The organism is Clostridium sp. DL-VIII, assembly GCF_000230835.1.
Lineage (GTDB): Bacteria > Bacillota > Clostridia > Clostridiales > Clostridiaceae > Clostridium.
Map to the genome: position 1 here is coordinate 2790488 of NZ_CM001240.1, position 18181 is coordinate 2808668.

At 30.4% G+C, this 18181-nt stretch carries 16 protein-coding genes and 2 pseudogenes; all 18 read left to right on the forward strand.

Going from position 1 to position 18181, the window contains the following annotated elements:
- Positions 1–5 precede the first annotated feature (5 nt).
- The 18 genes and pseudogenes from CDLVIII_RS12780 to CDLVIII_RS12860 all read left to right on the forward strand — a co-directional run bounded on the left by CDLVIII_RS12780 (position 6) and on the right by CDLVIII_RS12860 (position 18158).
- Complete coding sequence (locus CDLVIII_RS12780) at positions 6–1442, forward strand: 6-phospho-beta-glucosidase (RefSeq protein ID WP_009169853.1); 1437 nt, start codon at positions 6–8, stop codon at positions 1440–1442.
- Between the two features lie 887 nt (positions 1443–2329).
- Complete coding sequence (locus tag CDLVIII_RS31255; RefSeq protein ID WP_009169854.1) at positions 2330–2488, forward strand: MATE efflux family protein; 159 nt, start codon at positions 2330–2332, stop codon at positions 2486–2488.
- A 588-nt stretch (positions 2489–3076) separates the two neighbouring features.
- Positions 3077–3685 carry a TetR/AcrR family transcriptional regulator gene (locus CDLVIII_RS12785; RefSeq protein ID WP_009169855.1) on the forward strand — a complete coding sequence of 203 codons (609 nt, stop codon included), beginning with the start codon at positions 3077–3079 and terminating at the stop codon, positions 3683–3685.
- A 399-nt stretch (positions 3686–4084) separates the two neighbouring features.
- Positions 4085–5314, forward strand: coding sequence for an MFS transporter (locus CDLVIII_RS12790; protein ID WP_009169856.1), 1230 nt, complete (start codon positions 4085–4087; stop codon positions 5312–5314).
- A 143-nt stretch (positions 5315–5457) separates the two neighbouring features.
- Positions 5458–5773: pseudogene (locus CDLVIII_RS30705) on the forward strand (NAD(P)-dependent oxidoreductase); the annotation flags it as partial.
- Positions 5774–5867: 94 nt separating this feature from the next.
- On the forward strand, positions 5868–6857 hold the full coding sequence (locus tag CDLVIII_RS12795; RefSeq protein WP_009169857.1) for an aldo/keto reductase: 990 nt from the start codon (positions 5868–5870) through the stop codon (positions 6855–6857).
- Positions 6858–6889: 32 nt separating this feature from the next.
- Positions 6890–7522 (forward strand): flavodoxin family protein, encoded by a 633-nt coding sequence (locus CDLVIII_RS12800; RefSeq protein ID WP_009169858.1) that lies wholly within the window; start codon positions 6890–6892, stop codon positions 7520–7522.
- A gap of 454 nt (positions 7523–7976) precedes the next feature.
- A complete protein-coding gene (locus CDLVIII_RS31995; RefSeq protein WP_242835917.1) occupies positions 7977–8183 on the forward strand; it encodes a hypothetical protein in 207 nt (68 codons plus the stop codon).
- 97 nt (positions 8184–8280) lie between these two features.
- Positions 8281–8763 (forward strand): flavodoxin, encoded by a 483-nt coding sequence (locus tag CDLVIII_RS12810; protein WP_009169859.1) that lies wholly within the window; start codon positions 8281–8283, stop codon positions 8761–8763.
- Positions 8764–8798: 35 nt separating this feature from the next.
- The gene (locus tag CDLVIII_RS12815; protein WP_009169860.1) at positions 8799–9764 is read left to right on the forward strand and encodes an aldo/keto reductase; all 966 of its coding nucleotides are present in this window, start codon (positions 8799–8801) and stop codon (positions 9762–9764) included.
- A gap of 179 nt (positions 9765–9943) precedes the next feature.
- Entirely contained in the window at positions 9944–10789 is an 846-nt protein-coding gene (locus CDLVIII_RS12820; protein WP_009169861.1) for an aldo/keto reductase, read from the forward strand.
- A gap of 477 nt (positions 10790–11266) precedes the next feature.
- The gene (locus CDLVIII_RS32000; RefSeq protein ID WP_242835919.1) at positions 11267–11560 is read left to right on the forward strand and encodes a hypothetical protein; all 294 of its coding nucleotides are present in this window, start codon (positions 11267–11269) and stop codon (positions 11558–11560) included.
- 330 nt (positions 11561–11890) lie between these two features.
- A pseudogene (locus CDLVIII_RS12835) lies at positions 11891–12054 on the forward strand (flavodoxin family protein); the annotation flags it as partial.
- A 122-nt stretch (positions 12055–12176) separates the two neighbouring features.
- On the forward strand, positions 12177–12536 hold the full coding sequence (locus CDLVIII_RS12840) for a hypothetical protein (protein ID WP_186005566.1): 360 nt from the start codon (positions 12177–12179) through the stop codon (positions 12534–12536).
- A gap of 914 nt (positions 12537–13450) precedes the next feature.
- A complete protein-coding gene (locus CDLVIII_RS12845; protein ID WP_009169864.1) occupies positions 13451–14941 on the forward strand; it encodes an HTH domain-containing protein in 1491 nt (496 codons plus the stop codon).
- Between the two features lie 197 nt (positions 14942–15138).
- A complete protein-coding gene (locus CDLVIII_RS12850) occupies positions 15139–15963 on the forward strand; it encodes a Cof-type HAD-IIB family hydrolase (RefSeq protein ID WP_009169865.1) in 825 nt (274 codons plus the stop codon).
- Positions 15964–16034: 71 nt separating this feature from the next.
- Positions 16035–16997, forward strand: coding sequence for a Gfo/Idh/MocA family oxidoreductase (locus CDLVIII_RS12855; protein WP_009169866.1), 963 nt, complete (start codon positions 16035–16037; stop codon positions 16995–16997).
- A gap of 144 nt (positions 16998–17141) precedes the next feature.
- A complete protein-coding gene (locus CDLVIII_RS12860; protein ID WP_009169867.1) occupies positions 17142–18158 on the forward strand; it encodes a Gfo/Idh/MocA family oxidoreductase in 1017 nt (338 codons plus the stop codon).
- The last annotated feature ends 23 nt before the right edge of the window (positions 18159–18181 follow it).

Genomic DNA, 18181 nt, shown 5'->3' on the forward strand with positions numbered 1-18181 from the left:
ATTATATGGAAGGATTTAGAAATGATTTTTTATGGGGCGGTGCAACCGCGGCAAATCAGTATGAAGGAGGATGGAAGGAAGATGGAAAAGGTGTTTCCATATCTGATATGTGTACGAATGGCACATATACTTCTCCAAAGAGAATAACAAAAGAATTTGAAGAAGACGTTCTTTACCCTAGCAGAGAGGCAGTTGATTTTTATCATCACTACAAAGAGGATATTGCATTGTTTGCTGAAATGGGATTTAAGTGCTATCGTATGTCGATTGCATGGACTAGAATTTTTCCAACTGGAATGGAGAAAGAACCTAATGAGGCAGGACTTGAGTTTTACGATAAGGTTTTTGATGAATGTGAAAAGTACGGAATCGAACCATTAGTAACGATATCGCATTATGAGATGCCGTATGCTCTAACAAAGGAATTCAATGGTTGGGCGGACAGAAGATGTATTGACTATTTTATGAATTACTGTAGGGTAATCTTTAACAGGTATCAAAAGAAAGTAAAATACTGGTTAACATTTAATGAAATCAATGTGGGAACTTCGCCGGTCGGTAATTATCTGTCTTTAGGGATTTTAAATGAAGGTACAGTGCTACTACGGGAGCAGGTTGATGATATCCAGCTTCGTTACCAGGCACTTCATAATCAGATGGTCGCTGGAGCCATGGCTGTGAAGCTTGCACATGATGAGTATCCGCAATTTAAACTTGGAAATATGATTAGTTTTATTGCTCTATATCCGCTTACATGTAATCCGGATGATGTTTTACTTACGCAGCAGAGCATGCAGATGAAAAATTGGTTCGTTTCAGATGTTCAGGTGAGAGGAAAATATCCCCATTTTGCACAAAGATTCTTTGAAGAAAATAACATACAGATAAAGTTTGGGACAGATGACGAGAAAATATTAAAAGCAGGTACAGTAGATTTCTATACTATTAGTTACTATGTGAGCAATTGCGCATCCAGTAATCCAGACGCTGCGGTTAGCAGCGGAAATTTAGTTGGAGGGCTGAAGAATCCTTATTTAGAGGCAAGTGAATGGGGATGGCAGATTGATCCTAAGGGGCTTCGATACACCTTAAACGAAATTTATGGTCGCTATGAAATTCCAATTATGTTAGTAGAAAATGGATTAGGCGCCAGAGATGTGGTTGAAGCAGATGGTAGTATAAACGATGATTATCGCATCAATTACATGCATCAGCATATTGAGCAAATGAAAGAAGCTGTGGGTGATGGCGTGGAACTGATGGGATATACTCCGTGGGGATGTATTGATCTGGTTTCAGCAGGAACTGGAGAGATGGCAAAGAGATACGGATTTATTTATGTAGATAAGCATGATGATGGTTCAGGTACATTGAAACGAACTAAGAAAAAATCTTTTTATTGGTATAAAAAGGTTATTAATACAAATGGAAAGGAATTATAATTTAAATTAGAATTCCTTATGAATCCAACCCTCACGGAGCTATGAAACTCGTGGGGGCTTTTTAATGCTAATGAAAGCAAAACAACATCTGTATTGGGTTGTGTTAGGATTCAATGAAATGTATTTATGCACGAACTACAGAGACCAGTTGGCTTGTAAATGGCCTGGCTTACCTGCTAGTTTCAGGGGGAAGAGGAGGAGTGCTGGTACTGACTTATGGACAGTAAAAAGGAGAAGTTAAGCAAAGATTAAATTACCGGAAAAAAGTATAGAAAAAAACATAGCCAGGTCTTATTATATAAGTATACTACTAAAAGCTTATTAGTGAATTGTGAAATCAATGAAAAATAAGATTGGATAAATGTCTCAATTATTTTTTTATTGAAAGTAAATATTTTGTTTGCTTCAATGAATTAGAATTTAATAAAACAATTTGTTAAGTTATTACTGTTATAACTAATTCGGATTTTAGTGATGTTGTGCTATTAAGCTTTGTATAATTTAGAGCCATTGGATATTTAATTATAAAATTAGTTCTTTCAATATATAGTTCTAATTTTATAAAGAGTATTCCAAGGAGTAAAATTTTTTGGGGTAGCAGTATTCATTCTATAATCATTGTATACTGAAATTTAACACATTCGTCTGCAAGGTGAGGTAGTCATGGGGAAGTATAAAACTAAAAAATATATTACTTTGAAGGAATTTGTAGAATCTTTATATGTACCGTAAGCTACAGTAAATAACGATATTATTCTTACTATAATAAAGGAAGAAGTATTTAAAAAATTACAAAATTATATAAAAACAAATAAGAATATAGGGTAGCTTCAGATTAATTAATCTTTATGTTTCGAAATGAAAGTTTGTGTAAGGAAGATAAAATTATGACAAGAAATATGAGTGAAGTAAATCCAATTAAGATTTTGATTGGATTTACTATTCCTATGATTTTAGAAAATATTTTTCAACAAATTTATAATACAACATATGCAATAATTGTAGGAAAATATATTGGGGAAAATGATTTGTATGATAATCAATAAATTTAATTATATCTCTTGGTATTGTGAGAATGTGGCTATAGCTTTTTTTATATTTCAAGCTCCATTTTAATTTTTTGTCATTTCCTTTTTTATCTATAATTTCTTTTAGAATCGGCATAGTGGTGCAATGTTTAGCTATTTTATTAATAAAACTACTATTTGCTATTAAACCAGAAATATAAAGAAAAACAAGTTTCTAATGTGCAAGACCTGAATACTTATCTATATTTGAAGACAATTAAGAAAAACCGAACTTTTTCCATATGTATTTTATAGTTGGCAACCAGTCTCCGGTGCTGTATGATAGATAGATCCTCAAATTTTGGATTTAATGAAGTTTTCAATTTAATCACCTTAAATCAATAAAGTAATGGTCATTAGTCCATCCTTTTTGATTATTAGGTCGATTTTTAAAAGTCGAGTGTTTTTATATAGATAATCTTAGTTGCGATTACGGCACTTTTCAAAATTAGTTAAATTGAGATGAATGTTTGAAAAATTATAATGTTTACTTTATTGACTTGAAGTCGATGATGAGATATTATATTAACATATGACGTGAGTATACTAGACATGGAGGCATAATGAATGAATAATAGGCAAAAGCAGGCGGAAGAAACAAAACGTGTACTGATTAAAACTGCTCAAAAATTAATTACTAAGTATGGTTATGACGAAGTTAAGGTGGAAGATATTACTAATGCATGTAACCGTGGCAAAGGTACATTTTATCATTATTTTAAAAGTAAAGAAGAATTACTCGAAGTAATGTCAAGTTCTCATTGGATAAGCTTTTTAAAAGATTTTGAAAAAACTAAAAACAAGCCGGTAACTGAAAGATTATTATGGTATATTACAGGATTTCAATCGATAATTGAAGAAGGAACTATTGATCTTAACCGACAGTGGATAAAATATTGTCTGGATTCTAATGACGAAAGTGAAGGAAGAAAAACAGGTGAAGCGAAATTGCAGAAAGACATTACGTGTCTAGAGCAAATTTTAAATGAAGCAATCGAGAAGGGTGAACTGGTAAATGATACGCCTGTTAATAAACTAGCATTAGTTATCAATGCGGAAATGTATGGGATCATGCTCAGCTGGAGCTTTTCTAATGGACAAATAAAGATGACTAACAGAAAAGATAGATTATATGAATCAATAATAGGTTATTTGCTAAATGAATATATTGTTTGATTATGGTCAAAAGAAGTGAAAATTTAAAGTTTTGCTTCTTTTTTTATAGAAAAATTGACTTTGAGTCGTTGACTTTAGGTCAATCAAATGATATATTATTATTACAATTTGTTTGATAACATACGGTCGCTTCACTTAGAACTAGTTACTTTTGATATATAAATTTTTATGGTTATAACATAGAAGAAATCTTAAAGGAGGTGGAAATAAAACTACGAATAGAAATAGAAATGTATATGAAAGATATGCTCATGTAAAAGCTACTGATTCTGTCATTCAGATTGTGAATTACTCAGCTTTTATTTTAAGCTTGGAGTGGATATTTCAAATGGAGTTGTCTTAAGGGTAAGATAATCCTTTGTAAAAGATAACAAATGAAAATTCAGGAAGGACAAAAAAATGAAAAATAACTTAATGAGAAAAATTTCTATTTTATCAGTTTCGCTTATGGTTGCATCTGCAGCTGCCATGAATGCCAATATTCCTGCTATGGCAAAGGCATTTTCTGATATACCTTTATCATTAGTAGAGAATTTGATTACAATTCCATCTTTATTTCTTATGATTTCAGTATTAATAAGTGGTTTTATTGCAAGACGTATTGGATATAAAAGAACAATTCTTATTGGTATCGGAATGGTTGCTATCTGTGGAATGGTGCCAGTTATATCAAGTAATTTCTATTTGATTTTTATTTCAAGAGCTTTATTTGGCTTTGGAGTGGGATTGTTCAACTCTCTATTAGTAGCTATGGTTAAATATTTTTATGATGATGATGAATGCTCAACATTATTTGGATTTCAGAGTGCTTGTGAAGGATTAGGTGGACTCGCAATTGTTTTTATTGCCGGACAATTATTAAGGATAAACTGGCAAATATCATTTCTAGCTTATGTTATTGCAATACCAGTATTTATTTTGTTTGCTATTTTTGTACCAAATGTTCCTACAAATAAAATTATTTTCAAAACTGAAATGATTAATAATAAAAAGGAACAAGAAGATAAAAATTTAAACAAGAGAAGTTTCTTATCAGTCTTGGGATATGTTGTATTAATATTTATAGTAGCTGTTCTTTATATGACCATGGGAATAAAAGTAACAACATTGATGACCAATATTGGTTATGGTACTGCTACTGATGGAAGTACAGTTAATCTTATGGTTGGATTAGGAGCTATGATATCAGGATTACTATTTGGTAAACTTGTAAAAGTAACTCAAGGATTTACTTTACCAATCGCATTTGTACTATTGGCGTTTGCAATGTTTTTAATAGGCTTTTCAAATAGTGTATTTTTAACAGCTATTGGAGGTCTTATTATAGGATTTGCATTTAGAATGATTATGCCATATTTGGTTAATAAAGTTAATAATGGTGCTATTGAAAATAGTGGGCTCGCTACATCTTTATTATTAGTAGGTTATAACTTAGGTGCATGCACATCACCATATGGTGCTATAATCCTAGAAAGAATTTCATGGGTTAAATCGCTTAGCGGAATCTTTTATACAGAAGGAATAATATTAGTAATTCTTGCTGTTTGTGGTACAGCACTTACAATTTTTCATTTAAGTAAAAAAGAAATTAATGATAATGATATTTATATTGAAGAAAATTATTTATAAATATTAATATTGCATAAGTTCCTTAAGACTTGGAAGAATTGATGAACGCATACAATCCAACTGCTAGTTATTGTATGCTTAAATATATAGAAAGATGAAAGGGAAAAATACTTAGAGAAAATTAAGTTTAAAAACATGCTTTTTCGTTAAATAGATTATTTGAAGATGGATATAAAGCAGTATTTATTGGAACTGAGGTATAGAATCCAAAGACTTTAAATATAAAAAGAGAGGATTTGGGAAATGTATATTTCGCTATTGATTACTTAAAATCACCTATAGATTAGGAGAAAAAGTGGCTATAATAGGAGCAGGTAATATAGCTATGGATGCTGCAAGAACTGCTAAAAGAAATAGAGCTAAAGAAGCAATTAAACTTTATAGAAAGGGCTTTGATGAAATGCCAGCACAAAGCAGGAGATAAGAGAAACTAAGGAAGATAAAGTTGATTTTAGGTTATAAAGAAGAAAAATGAGTAATAATAGTCGTAAGTATTAAGAAACTTTAGATAATATAAATTTTACATTGTAAAAACAACAAGGAGGTTTTAATAATGAAAAAACGTAAATTGGGAAATAGTGGTCTTGAGATTTCAGCAATTGGACTTGGGTGCATGGGAATGAGTTATGGTTATGGAACTGTTTCAGATACAAAGGAAATGATTTCACTTATGCATAAGGCTATTGAAATGGGATTTACTCTTTTTGATACCGCTGAGGTATATGGACCATATACTAATGAAGAACTAGTTGGTGAGGCATTGCGCCCTTACAGAGATAAAGTGGTGATTAGTACTAAATGTGGAATAAAAGTAGTTAATGGAAAACAGGTTTTGGATGGAAAACCAGAAGTAATTAGAGAATCTTTAGAAGGTTCGTTAAAGAGATTAAAAACTGATGTGATTGACTTGTACTATTTACATCGAGTGGATCCCAATGTGCCAATTGAAGTGGTGGCAGATACAATGAAGGCTTTGATAAAAGAAGGAAAGATAAAGCATTGGGGACTTTCAGAAGCGGGAGTAGATACCATTAGAAAGGCACATGCAATATGTCCACTTACAGCAGTAGAAAGTGAATACTCTATGATGTGGAGACAGCCGGAAGGAGAATTGCTAGCAGTTTTAGAGGAATTAGGAATTGGATTTATGCCATTTGCACCACTTGGAAAAGGATTTTTAACAGGTGCTTTCAATAAAGACACTGAGTTTGCAAAAGGTGATCTTCGTAGTCAACTTCCAAGATTTTCATCGGAAAATATGAAATCAAATCAAGATTTGATTGATTTGATTTATAAGGTGGCTGAAGAAAAAGGTGCTACACCTGCACAGATAGCTTTAGCATGGGTATTAGCACAAAAACTTTGGATTGTTCCAATACCAGGTACAACAAAAGCCCATCGTCTAGCAGAGAACGCAGGAGCAGCAGAAATCACTTTGACGAATGGGGATCTTAGTAAATTGAATGATGCACTATCAAAGATTACTGTAGTTGGAGAGCGTTACCCAGTAGGGTCAGACATGGCTAAAAGAGCAGGGAAATAAAAAATACTATTATAAGAAATGGAGAGATAATAATGAAAGTATTATTAGTAAATGGAAGTCCACATGAGAAAGGATGCACTTATACTGCAATATTAGAACTCGCAGATACATTACAAAAGGAAGGCATTCATACGGATATATTCTGGATTGGTAATAAGGCATTGAATGGATGTATTGCATGTAAGACGTGTATTACGAAGAAAAAGTGTGTATTTGATGATAAAGTAAATGAATTTCTTGATATAGCCGCAGATTATGATGGTTTTATATTTGGTTCACCAGTACATTTTGCAGCTGCAAGTGGAGCAATAACCTCATTTATGGACAGAGTATTTTATTCAGATCTTAATGGAGGCAGACAGTCATTTTATATGAAGCCAGCAGCATGTGTAATATCTGCGAGGAGAGCTGGAACTACAGCAACGTATGACCAGTTGAATAAATATTTCGGATTAATGCAGATGCCAATTGTTTCTTCACAGTACTGGAATATAGTTCATGGTGCAACACCTGAGCAGGTTAAACAGGATTTTGAAGGAATGCAAACTATGAGAACACTAGGACGTAATATGGCATTTTTACTAAAGTGTAAGGAAGCAGGACTTAAGGGGGGTGTGAAAATGCCAGAGCGTGAAACTGGAATATTCACTAATTTTATAAGATAGATATTGATGTTATGATATATCATAAGAATTTAAGTAATAGAAGCAATTTCACTTGAATGGCGTAAATCATCAAACAAGTATGCAAAATAGATAACTGATACAGATGATAAATATAGAGATAGAAAGGAGTGGCAATTATAAAAGAAATATTATTTATTACGACTACACCTACAATTGGAGGTCATTGATTGAAATTGTTATGGAAGTAGCGAAAAAAAGAAGCAGAAGTTCAAGGAATAGATGTAAGGAATAAGAGCATCTATTATTGTAAAGCTTGCTATAAATGTAGAGATGGTGGTGAATGTGTACAAGAAGATATTTTGCTCAATTACTAACTTTAAATACACGAAAGCGATGGAATTATTGCTGAAGCACCAATCTATTATAACTGCATGGCTTCACAGGCTATTATGTTAATTGATCGTCTTTGACGTAACTATGCCCGAAGAAAAAGATGGGAATTTTGTTGAACTACACAGGGTTTTCAGCTGAAGAAATGAAACGCCATGTTAATAATATATTAACGCTTCCAAGCATTCAAAGATCCATTGAAGAATTTAAAATAGAAATATTTACAAATTATGGTTTTGTGGATTCTTACTTACACAATAAAGAATATTTGCAACACGCTCGTATGATTGGAGAGTGGGTTACAGAATAAATACACAGCTATTATTGTATGTTGAAATTTCAACAATACTAAATGTATAAAATACATCTACATTAAAAGCAAAGAAAAAAGATAGGAGAGGATAGAAATGGCAAAAAGTTTAATTGTATACTTTTCACACTCTGGAAATACAGAAGTAATAGCAAATATAATAAATGATAAGGTAAAAGGTGATTTGTTTAAAATTGATACAGTAGAAGTGTATCCAACTAGTTATAGTGAAGTAGTTGAGGTGGCTAAAAAAGAAAAGGAAAGTAATAGTAGACCGAAAGTAACAACTAAAGTAGAGAATATGAGTTATTATAATGTAATATATATTGGCTTTCCAAATTGGTGGAGCACAATGCCGATGAGCGTATTTACATTCTTAGAATCATATGATTTCACTGATAAGACTGTTATTCCATTTTGTACACACGGAGGAGGTAAAATGGGTAACAGTCAAGTAGATATAAAGAAACTTTGCCCAAAATCAAATGTTTTAAGAGGATTTTCAATTAGTGGAAGTAGCGTGCGTGCGTCGGAAAAAGAAGTATCAATTTGGCTTCAGAAATTAGGAATGATTCCATAAATTAAACAAAAAAATAGTTAAAGGTAGGAATTAAAATGAAAAAACGTAAATTAGGAAATAGTAATCTTGAGGTTTCGGCAATTGGATTAGGATGCATGGGAATGGATCATGCTTATGGACAACCAGCAGACCGTGAAGAGATGATTCAATTGGTTCGTAAGGCAGTTGAATTAGGATGCAATTTTTTTGATACAGCTGTTGTTTATGGTGAAGCTAATGAAGAGTTATTAGGTGAAGCATTAGCTCCAGTGAGAGAGAAAGTTATAATTGCCACAAAATTTGGTATTACTGGTCAAGAGATTGTTGATGGAAAACCTCAAAATATCTTAGATAGTAGACCTGAATCTATTAGAGAACAAGTAAAAGGGTCTTTAAAAAGATTAAAGATTGACTGTATTGATTTATATTATCAGCATAGAGTTGATCCAAGAGTTGCACCTGAAGTTGTCGCTGGTGTAATGAAAGAATTAATGTCTGAAGGAAAAATCAAAACATGGGGATTATCAAATGCACCAATCGATTATATGAGACGTGCTCATGCAGTATGTACATTAGCGGCTATTGAAAATCAATATTCAATGGTGTGGAGAGAACCAGAAAAAGAATTATTTGACATATGTGAAGAATTAGGTATTTCATTTGTTGCCTATAGTCCTTTAGGTAATGGATTTTTAAGTGGTAAGTATACAAAAAATACAAAATATCAAGAAGGTGACTTTAGAAATTTTATGGGAAGATTCAAATCCGAAGTTATGGATCATAATCAAGCATTATTAGATTTAATCACAAAAGTAGCTGAAAGTAAAAATGCAACATTAGCACAAATTGTGTTAGCTTGGGAATTAGAACAAAAGCCTTACATTGTTCCAATTCCTGGTACAACAAAATTACATCGATTAGAAGAAGATTTGGGAGCTTCTAATATAGAATTAACAAGGGAAGAATTAGCTAGTATAAATGAAGCTTTGTCTAAAATTGATATAGATGAAACCCATTTCTAACAGATCAAGGGAATTGTTGCATTGCGATTTTAATTAATATTTGTAAGATAGATCGAAAAAAATTAGAAAAGTACTTGATTTCGAGTTACTCAAATGTAATATAGTGATAATATCACAACAAATTCAATTAAGAAAATATCCCTGTTTAGTATAAAAATTAAAATAAAGGAGAAATTAGTATGAAATATGTAAAATTAAACAATGATGTCAAAATGCCAATTTTGGGATATGGGGTATTTCAGATTCCAGATCAAGAAGAGTGTGAAAGATGTGTACTAGATGCGATAGAAGTAGGTTATCGATTAATAGATACAGCGCAGGCTTATGGTAATGAAGAAGCGGTAGGAAAAGCTATAAAAAAATGTGGTGTCCCAAGAGAAGGATTATTTATTACTACAAAAGTTTGGATTGCCAATGCTGGATATGAAAATGCAAAAAAATCTATAGAAGAATCTTTGAAAAAACTTCAACTTGATTATTTAGATTTAGTATTAATCCATCAGCCATTTAATGATTATTATGGAACTTATCGTGCAATGGAAGAACTATATAAAGAAGGAAAACTTAAAGCAATAGGTGTAAGTAACTTTTATCCAGATAGATTAATTGACCTTATTAAGTTCAATGAAGTTGTTCCAGCAGTAAATCAGGTTGAAACACATGTATTTAATCAACAAGTAAAGGCTCAGGAAGTAATGAAAAAGTATGGCGTTCAGATTCAAGCTTGGGCACCTTTTGCCGAAGGGAAAAATAACTTATTTAGTAATGAAACATTAAAAGCAGTTGGAGATAAATATAATAAATCAATTGCACAAGTTGCTTTAAGATATCTTATTCAAAGAGGAGTATCAGTGCTTCCTAAATCGGTTAGCAAGGAAAGAATGATACAAAATATTGACGTATTTGATTTTGAATTAACAAAAGAGGATATGGATTTGATTGCTGTTTTAGATAAAGCTGAAAGTTTATTCTTCTCACATTATGATCCACAAACAGTTGAATATTTAACAGGTTTAGTAAGATAGAATTAATTATTAATGCGTATATAGTAAGAACTATTTTAAAGAATTAGGTAGTTCTTACTATGATATATATAGTGGAACTCAAAGGTAAAGTAGAAATGCATAGTATTTCTTCTATGATAAGAAAAGGAAAAAATAATGTCAAGGAAGGAGAAAATGAAAAAATTAATAGTAATGATTTTGTCGATTTCATTGCTTGTTTCAGTGAGTGGATTTTCAAGCGAAGCAACAGCAACCGAAGTAAACAAAAATTCATAAAAACAAGCCACAAATAACCAAAGTTTGAATATTAAGTAACAGAGTATAGTTCTTATCGCAGAGTTCACTGCTAATGATGATTTAGAGAAGTTGAAAATAGCTTTGAACGAAAGGTTGAATGATGGTTTGACTGTTAATGAAATCAAGGAGATCTTGGTGCAAATATATGCATACGCGGGATTCCTGCGTAGTCTGAGTGGTACTAGTACTTTTAGTAGAGTCATGGAAGAGCGGGAGCAAAAAGGAATAAAGGACGAGGTTGGCAAGAAAGCAAGCCAATTACCTGCCAATAAAAGCAGTATAGAACTTGGAACTGAAATTCAGACTAGACTGACAGGAATGCCTGCTAGTGGCGGAAATACCTTTGTTCCCGTTATTGATGATTTTTTGAAAGGACAGCTTTTCGGGGACATATTCGGACGCGATATCCAAGATTTCCAAAGCAGAGAGATAGCAACTATTTCAGCGTTATCAAATATTGAGGGCGTTAATTTCACAGTTACAGGGTCATTTTAACGTTGAGTTTAATGTAGGACTGACTTAGGCACAGATGAGGAGCATAATATCTCTGTACTAGAAGTAAAAGTTGGCAAGAAACAAACTGATAATGCGAAAGAGGTTTTGGATGAAGTTTTAAGTAGCAGAACTGCTGCGAGTACGGATCAATAGTCGATATTCAGTTTGAATGATTAATGACATTTGGTTTTATTAAAGTAATAATTATGAAGAAAAAAGGTTTTATTAGTACTAGCTACTACTTAGATAAAAACCACCATATATAATTGTTGTGAGAAACAGAGGTGACAGAATAAAAAAGTATTAAAAAGGAAATGAAGAGCTAAAAAAATGAAAGTATTATTAGTAAATGGAAGCCCACATCAAAAAGAATGCACTTATACTGCATTAACAGAAGTTACAGAAACATTAAATAAGGATAGAATTGAGACAGAGATAATAAGGCATTGAATGGATACATTGCTTGTAGGCAAGGTGCTACTAAGAAAAAATGTACAATGGCATTTTTCTTAAAATGTAAGGAAGCTGATCTTAAGAATGGTGTGGAAATACCAGAGAGAGAAAATGCGTGCTTACTGAAAAAATAGTAAAAAGAAGAAAAAAGGAGACCAAAATTTTGTTTTTTGAAAGTAACAAAGAGTTTAGTAGCGATCTACTTGAAGAAAAATATAAAGATGAATCTAATATTTATATTGTTAATGATTCAGCTGAATACATTGGGAAATACATGAAAAAATACGATATTCCGTGGATAGATTATATTGTCTCAGGACTTCCGTTTGCAAGTTTACCTAATGATTTATCTTCAAATATTTTGAAAAAAACACAAAAGTATTTAAAGGAAGACGGCAAATTTATCACTTTTAAATACACTTTATTGAAGAAAGATTTTATTAAAGAATACTTTAGTGAGGTAAGTGTAAAAAGAGAAGTAAGGAATGTACCACCTGCATATATACTTTGTTGTAGTCTCTAATTTGATTATTAATTATTAAAGAAGAAATAAATATATTGGATAAATTATTTTAACTAGAGATGTAAAGAGTTATACTCATTTGATTGCATCACTAAGAATTTTCACTTTGATTCCCTGTACTGTTTTTATGATTATCTAAGAATTTTTGTTTGATTAGTTAGAAGCTTTTATTCTAATAGTGACTGTAAACCAATTACTAAAAAATGATATTGATTTGGGAGTTGACTTTAAGATATATCGCAGTTATAAACATCATTTTCAATAGGCTTAAAGTATAGAGAATATTTATGTATATATGATGTTATAAAGGATTGGGAAAAGTATTAATAACTTAACAAAATTAAGCATCTAGTAATCTTAAAGACCAATGAATAAATAGTGAAATTTTTTGTGGCGGAATTTATGCTTGATTTTTGTAATAAAGTAATTTTTATTGTGAATTCTTTTCTGAGAGTAATTTATTTATGTAGGAGGAGTTTTTGTGAAAATTTTACAACTACTCTATTATAATGATTTTGAATTATGGCTAGAAAGTGAGAGGATAGCTGCTGTATCGGATGGAGAGTAGCAATAGAGAAAAATACTTTTATTAGATATGAGCAAGTAAATGGAAAATTCGCTAATATGTCACCTCATGGAATAGGTTTAATCATGTTCAGTATTGAGGTGTTAATATTTTTAAAAAATCCTATAAATAATAATTAAAATAAAAAGTAAGAGGTGAAGTTGTTGTATAAGGAATTTTATTTTTTTATTTTGTAAACGCTTTATAATATCACATTTAGATAAATATTTTGATTAGAAGTATAATTTGAGTATAACAAAAAACAATGGCTTTATTTCTAATATATATATATACTATAACTAATAGAAATGGAGATATTGATTTGTATATAAGGTAGGTGAGCATAAATTTGAATCGAAGACATCGAGATATTTTAAATTTAATTTTAAATACAGATGAATGTATTACCGGAAATGAATTAGCGAGATTTTGTAATGTAACAATTAGGACAATAAGAAGAGATATTAAAGAAATTAATGATTTATTAAAAAAATACCATGTGAAAATAGAGTCTAATATAAAAAAAGGTTATTTTTTTAATAAAGTAAATAAAAATATTTTAAAGAAAAGTAATGTTATAAGAAAAGTTTTAGATTATGAGTATATAATTGAAAAACCCGATTTACCATTAGACAGACAAATGTACATACTATTAAAGTTAACGATTAAAAAATATATTTTTGCAGAAGAATTTGCAGAAGTTTTATATGTATCTGCAGCTACTGTAAATAATGATATTGTTTTGGTTAATAAATGGCTAAAGAAAAATTTAAATATGAGAATAAGTTATTCCTTAAATAAAGGGGTTACACTTAAAGCAAATGAAAAGGAAAAAAGAAATATAATTAGCTGGGTTTTAGCTATAAGGGCTAATGCAAGTACTATTTCAAAGTATTGGAATTATTTGTTTGAAGATAAAGATATTATAACGAGAGCTAGATATCTGTTTCATATTATAAATTGTGAAACTAAAAAATATAATTATTATTTATCAGGACATAGTTCCCAACTTTTTTGCTATGAAATATTAATTGCAGTTAATCGCCATAAGTTAGGCTTTAATTTAGAGGATTCAAATGATATAAATGATGAGCTTATGACAATGATGATTTCTATACGAGAAAAAGTAGAAAGTGAATTAGGTGTAAATCTACCTGAATCAGAGTGGCTAAATTTGCAGCAGTATTTTAAATCTAAACAATTTCTTAATGGAACAGATATTAAAAATATTGAAACAGAAGAAGTAATTAGTATAGTAGATGAGTTTTTCAAAATTTTACATGAGAAGTTTAAGATAGACTTAAGTACTAATTTAGATAATAGATATAAGTTGATTTTATATGTTGCGCCAATGATAAATCGTTTAAAATATAGGTATTGTATATCAAATAAGATAGACGAAAAAGTTGTTAAAACCTACAAAACAGAATTTAAAATGGCCACTGAAATTATAAATATAATCAAGAAGAAACTTAGTTTGGACATAAAACTGATTGAGTTAGCCTATATAACTATACTCTTAGTATCTATGTGTGGGCTATGGAAATATAGGTTAAATGCAGTAATTGTTTGTGATTATGATGAGTCCATCTTTAGTTTTATTAAGGATAAAACTAAAGAGAACTTTGGAGAAAAAATAGTCATAAGTAGATTGTATAATTATCAAGAATTTATGTATGAGAATAAGGAAAATCTTAAAATAGTAGACTTAATAATTACGACTTCAACAATAGCAGATATTACTGATATTCCTTTTATTAGAATAAATCCTGAAATTGAGCAAAATGATATTGATATGATAGCAGAATATCTTGATAGCTATAAAAGTAAATTAGAGTAAATTAAGCCTATAGTTTAGAGTATAGATAAAGTTTATATTCTAGACTATAGGTTTAATTATTTTATCAAGTTATAAAAATGCAACTATAAAGTATTTCACTATTTAGGGTGAAATACTTTAGTTTGTGGAAAGAACATTAGATTTATTATAATAAAACTAAAGATTGATACAAAGTATATATCTTTGGAGGTATGAATATGTATAAACTTATTGCTATAGATATGGATGGAACACTTTTGAGAGCAGATAAAACAATTTCATCAAATACTAAAAAATCACTAAAAATGGCTAACAGTTTAGGTTTAAAAATAGTTTTAACATCAGGTAGGCCAATTCAAGGGATAAAAAATTATTTAAATGAATTACAACTTATAGGTAGAGATGATTATGTTATTGCTTTAAATGGAGCTTTGATATGTAATTGTAGTGATAACTCAATAATAAGCAGTAATGAAACATTAAAAGGCAAAGACTTAAAGTATATTTATAATAAGGTGAAAGAGCTTAAAACATATGTTCATGCATTTACCAGGAATGAAGATTTGGTAAATATAGAAAGCAAGTTCTCTGAAGATGAAGAGGAAAGGATAAATCTTAAAGTAAGGGTAGTAGACTTTCTGATAGATATAAAAGATGATGATGAAATTCTTAAGGTAGTTTTAGAGGAAGAAAAAGATATACTTAATAAGATTACTTCAAAAATACCTAAAGAGTTATTTGAAGAGTATAACGTGGTTAGAAGTGTAGATTTTATGTTAGAATTTATGAAAAAAGGATGTAATAAGGCTACTGGAATAGAAAAGTTAGCACAACATTTAGGAATCAACAAAGAAGAAATAATTGCTATTGGTGATGCTATAAATGATAAAGAAATGATAGAATATGCTGGACTTGGAGTAGCTATGGGAAATGCAGAGGATGAAATTAAAATGCTAGCGAATTTCATAACAAAAAATAATGAAGAAGATGGAGTAGCATATGTAATTGAGAAATTTATTACAAATGATGTTGAAAAACATTAGAATATACGTAACCCTTGGAAATCTAAGTACATCTATATAAAAATCTAAAACATTAAATGGGGAAGTATAAGATGAGAAAAATAAAGTGGGGAATAATAGGACTTGGAAATATCGCGAATAAGTTTGCTCAAACTGTTAAAGCTATGGATTCAGTAGAACTTGAAGCGGTTGCTTCAAGAAATAAAGAAAAATCTGAAGCATTTGGAAAAGTATATGATGTATCTTCTAAGAAATGTTTTGGAAGTTATGAAGAACTAGTTGAAGATGAAAGTATAGAAGCTATATATATCGCAGTACCACATGTGTTCCATAAAGAACTTTCTATATTGTGTCTAAAAAATGGCAAATCAGTATTATGTGAAAAGCCTGTTACTATGAATGGGGATGAAATCAGGGAAGTAATAAATGTTGCAGAAGAAAATAAGGTTTTTTTCATGGAAGCAATGAAAACTCGTTTCTTACCAATAAATCAAAAAGTTAAGTCTTGGATTAAGGAAGGAAGAATTGGAGAGGTTCGTTTATTGCAAGCTGATTATGGATTTGATGCACCATTTGATCCAGAAAGCAGATTGTTTAATAAGGACTTAGGTGGGGGAGCATTATTAGATGTGGGAATTTACAATGTATCTTATAGTTCATTTATTTTTGGAAACCATCCTAAAAGTATCAGAAGCAATCTTCATATAGGAAAAACAGGAGTAGATGAATGTGTCTCAATAAACTTAGGTTATGAAGAAGGAAAACAGGCACAGCTTTATGGAGCTATAAATCTTAATACTATAAGAGAAGCGAATATTATTGGGACTAAAGGAAGAATTTGTGTACCTAAATTCTCAAATGCTGATACTGCATATATTTTTATTGATGGGAAAGAGGGAAAAATACAAATGCCCTTTGATATAAATGGTTTCGAATATCAGATTGAAGAGGTGATTAAATGTATGAATGAAGGAAAGGTTCAAAGTGAAAGTATGAGTTGGAAGGATTCTATAGAAATAATGACTATTATGGATGTTGCTAGAAATAGCCAGTAATTATTTCGTTATTTTAAACGTTTGCTTAATAGATATTTATATAAATGAAATATTAATAGATGCTAATTTATTTATCATATATAAAATTTTGTATATGATTATATATAATTAAAAAAAGTATTATATTTAAGGAGGTTTTTTTATATGCTTACAATCGGTTATATTGGAAATGGAAAGAGTGCTAATAGGTATCACTTACCATTTGTGTTACAAAGAAAAAATATAAAAGTAAAAACAATCTATCAAAAAGATCCTCAAAATGATGTTTGGGAAAAAATAGATGGAATAAATTACACTTCAAATTTAGATGATTTATTAAATGATAAAGAAATACAATTAATCGTAGTTTGTACACCACATAATAGTCATTATGAATGTGCAAAAATGGTATTAGGACACAATAAACATTGTTTAGTTGAAAAACCATTTATGGAATCTTCAGAGCAGGCAAAAGAAATATTTGCTTTAGCAAAAGAGAAAGGATTAATTGTTCAGTCTTATCAAAATAGACGTTTTGATAGTGATTTTTTAACAGTTCAAAAGGTTATTGGGGAAGGGAAACTAGGGGAATTATTAGAAGTGGAAATGCATTATGATTATTATAGACCAGAAATCCCTGAGTCTATTAAGCATTTTGATCCAGCCTTCTCATATTTATATGGACATGGGTGCCATACCTTGGATCAAGTAATTAGTTATTTTGGTAAGCCAGATAATATCCATTATGATGTAAGACAGTTATTAGGATCAGGTAGAATGAATGATTACTTTGATTTAGATTTATATTATGGAAAGTTAAAAGTATCAGTAAAATCTAGTTATTTTAGAATAAAGGAAAGGCCGAGCTTTGTTGTATATGGTAAAAAGGGGTGCTTTGTAAAACAAACAAAGGATCGCCAGGAAGAACATTTAAAATTATTTTATATGCCAGAAAACAAGGATTTTGGAATTGATACGATTAATCATTATGGTGTGCTTACATATATGGATGAAAAAGGTCAAATTCATGAAGAAAAAGTTCCGTCAGTAAAGGGTGACTATGGAAGAGTATATGATGATTTATACGAAGCGATTATAAATGGCAAAAATAAAACTATAACTGATGAACAAGTGCTATTGCAGATGGAAATATTAGAAACAGGAGTAAAAGATTTATTATAGATGTAAAACATCATGAGTAGTGA

What these genes read in the sequence shown, in the direction of transcription:
- CDLVIII_RS12810 (WP_009169859.1), top strand. Translation starts at nt 8,281, where the DNA reads ATGGCAAAAAGTTTAATTGTATACTTTTCACACTCTGGAAATACAGAA.
- CDLVIII_RS31995 (WP_242835917.1), top strand. Translation starts at nt 7,977, where the DNA reads ATGGGAATTTTGTTGAACTACACAGGGTTTTCAGCTGAAGAAATGAAA.
- CDLVIII_RS12785 (WP_009169855.1), top strand. Translation starts at nt 3,077, where the DNA reads ATGAATAATAGGCAAAAGCAGGCGGAAGAAACAAAACGTGTACTGATT.
- CDLVIII_RS12815 (WP_009169860.1), top strand. Translation starts at nt 8,799, where the DNA reads ATGAAAAAACGTAAATTAGGAAATAGTAATCTTGAGGTTTCGGCAATT.
- CDLVIII_RS12855 (WP_009169866.1), top strand. Translation starts at nt 16,035, where the DNA reads ATGAGAAAAATAAAGTGGGGAATAATAGGACTTGGAAATATCGCGAAT.
- CDLVIII_RS12820 (WP_009169861.1), top strand. Translation starts at nt 9,944, where the DNA reads ATGAAATATGTAAAATTAAACAATGATGTCAAAATGCCAATTTTGGGA.
- CDLVIII_RS12795 (WP_009169857.1), top strand. Translation starts at nt 5,868, where the DNA reads ATGAAAAAACGTAAATTGGGAAATAGTGGTCTTGAGATTTCAGCAATT.
- CDLVIII_RS12860 (WP_009169867.1), top strand. Translation starts at nt 17,142, where the DNA reads ATGCTTACAATCGGTTATATTGGAAATGGAAAGAGTGCTAATAGGTAT.
- CDLVIII_RS12790 (WP_009169856.1), top strand. Translation starts at nt 4,085, where the DNA reads ATGAAAAATAACTTAATGAGAAAAATTTCTATTTTATCAGTTTCGCTT.
- CDLVIII_RS31255 (WP_009169854.1), top strand. Translation starts at nt 2,330, where the DNA reads ATGACAAGAAATATGAGTGAAGTAAATCCAATTAAGATTTTGATTGGA.
- CDLVIII_RS32000 (WP_242835919.1), top strand. Translation starts at nt 11,267, where the DNA reads ATGGAAGAGCGGGAGCAAAAAGGAATAAAGGACGAGGTTGGCAAGAAA.
- CDLVIII_RS12800 (WP_009169858.1), top strand. Translation starts at nt 6,890, where the DNA reads ATGAAAGTATTATTAGTAAATGGAAGTCCACATGAGAAAGGATGCACT.
- CDLVIII_RS12850 (WP_009169865.1), top strand. Translation starts at nt 15,139, where the DNA reads ATGTATAAACTTATTGCTATAGATATGGATGGAACACTTTTGAGAGCA.
- CDLVIII_RS12780 (WP_009169853.1), top strand. Translation starts at nt 6, where the DNA reads ATGGAAGGATTTAGAAATGATTTTTTATGGGGCGGTGCAACCGCGGCA.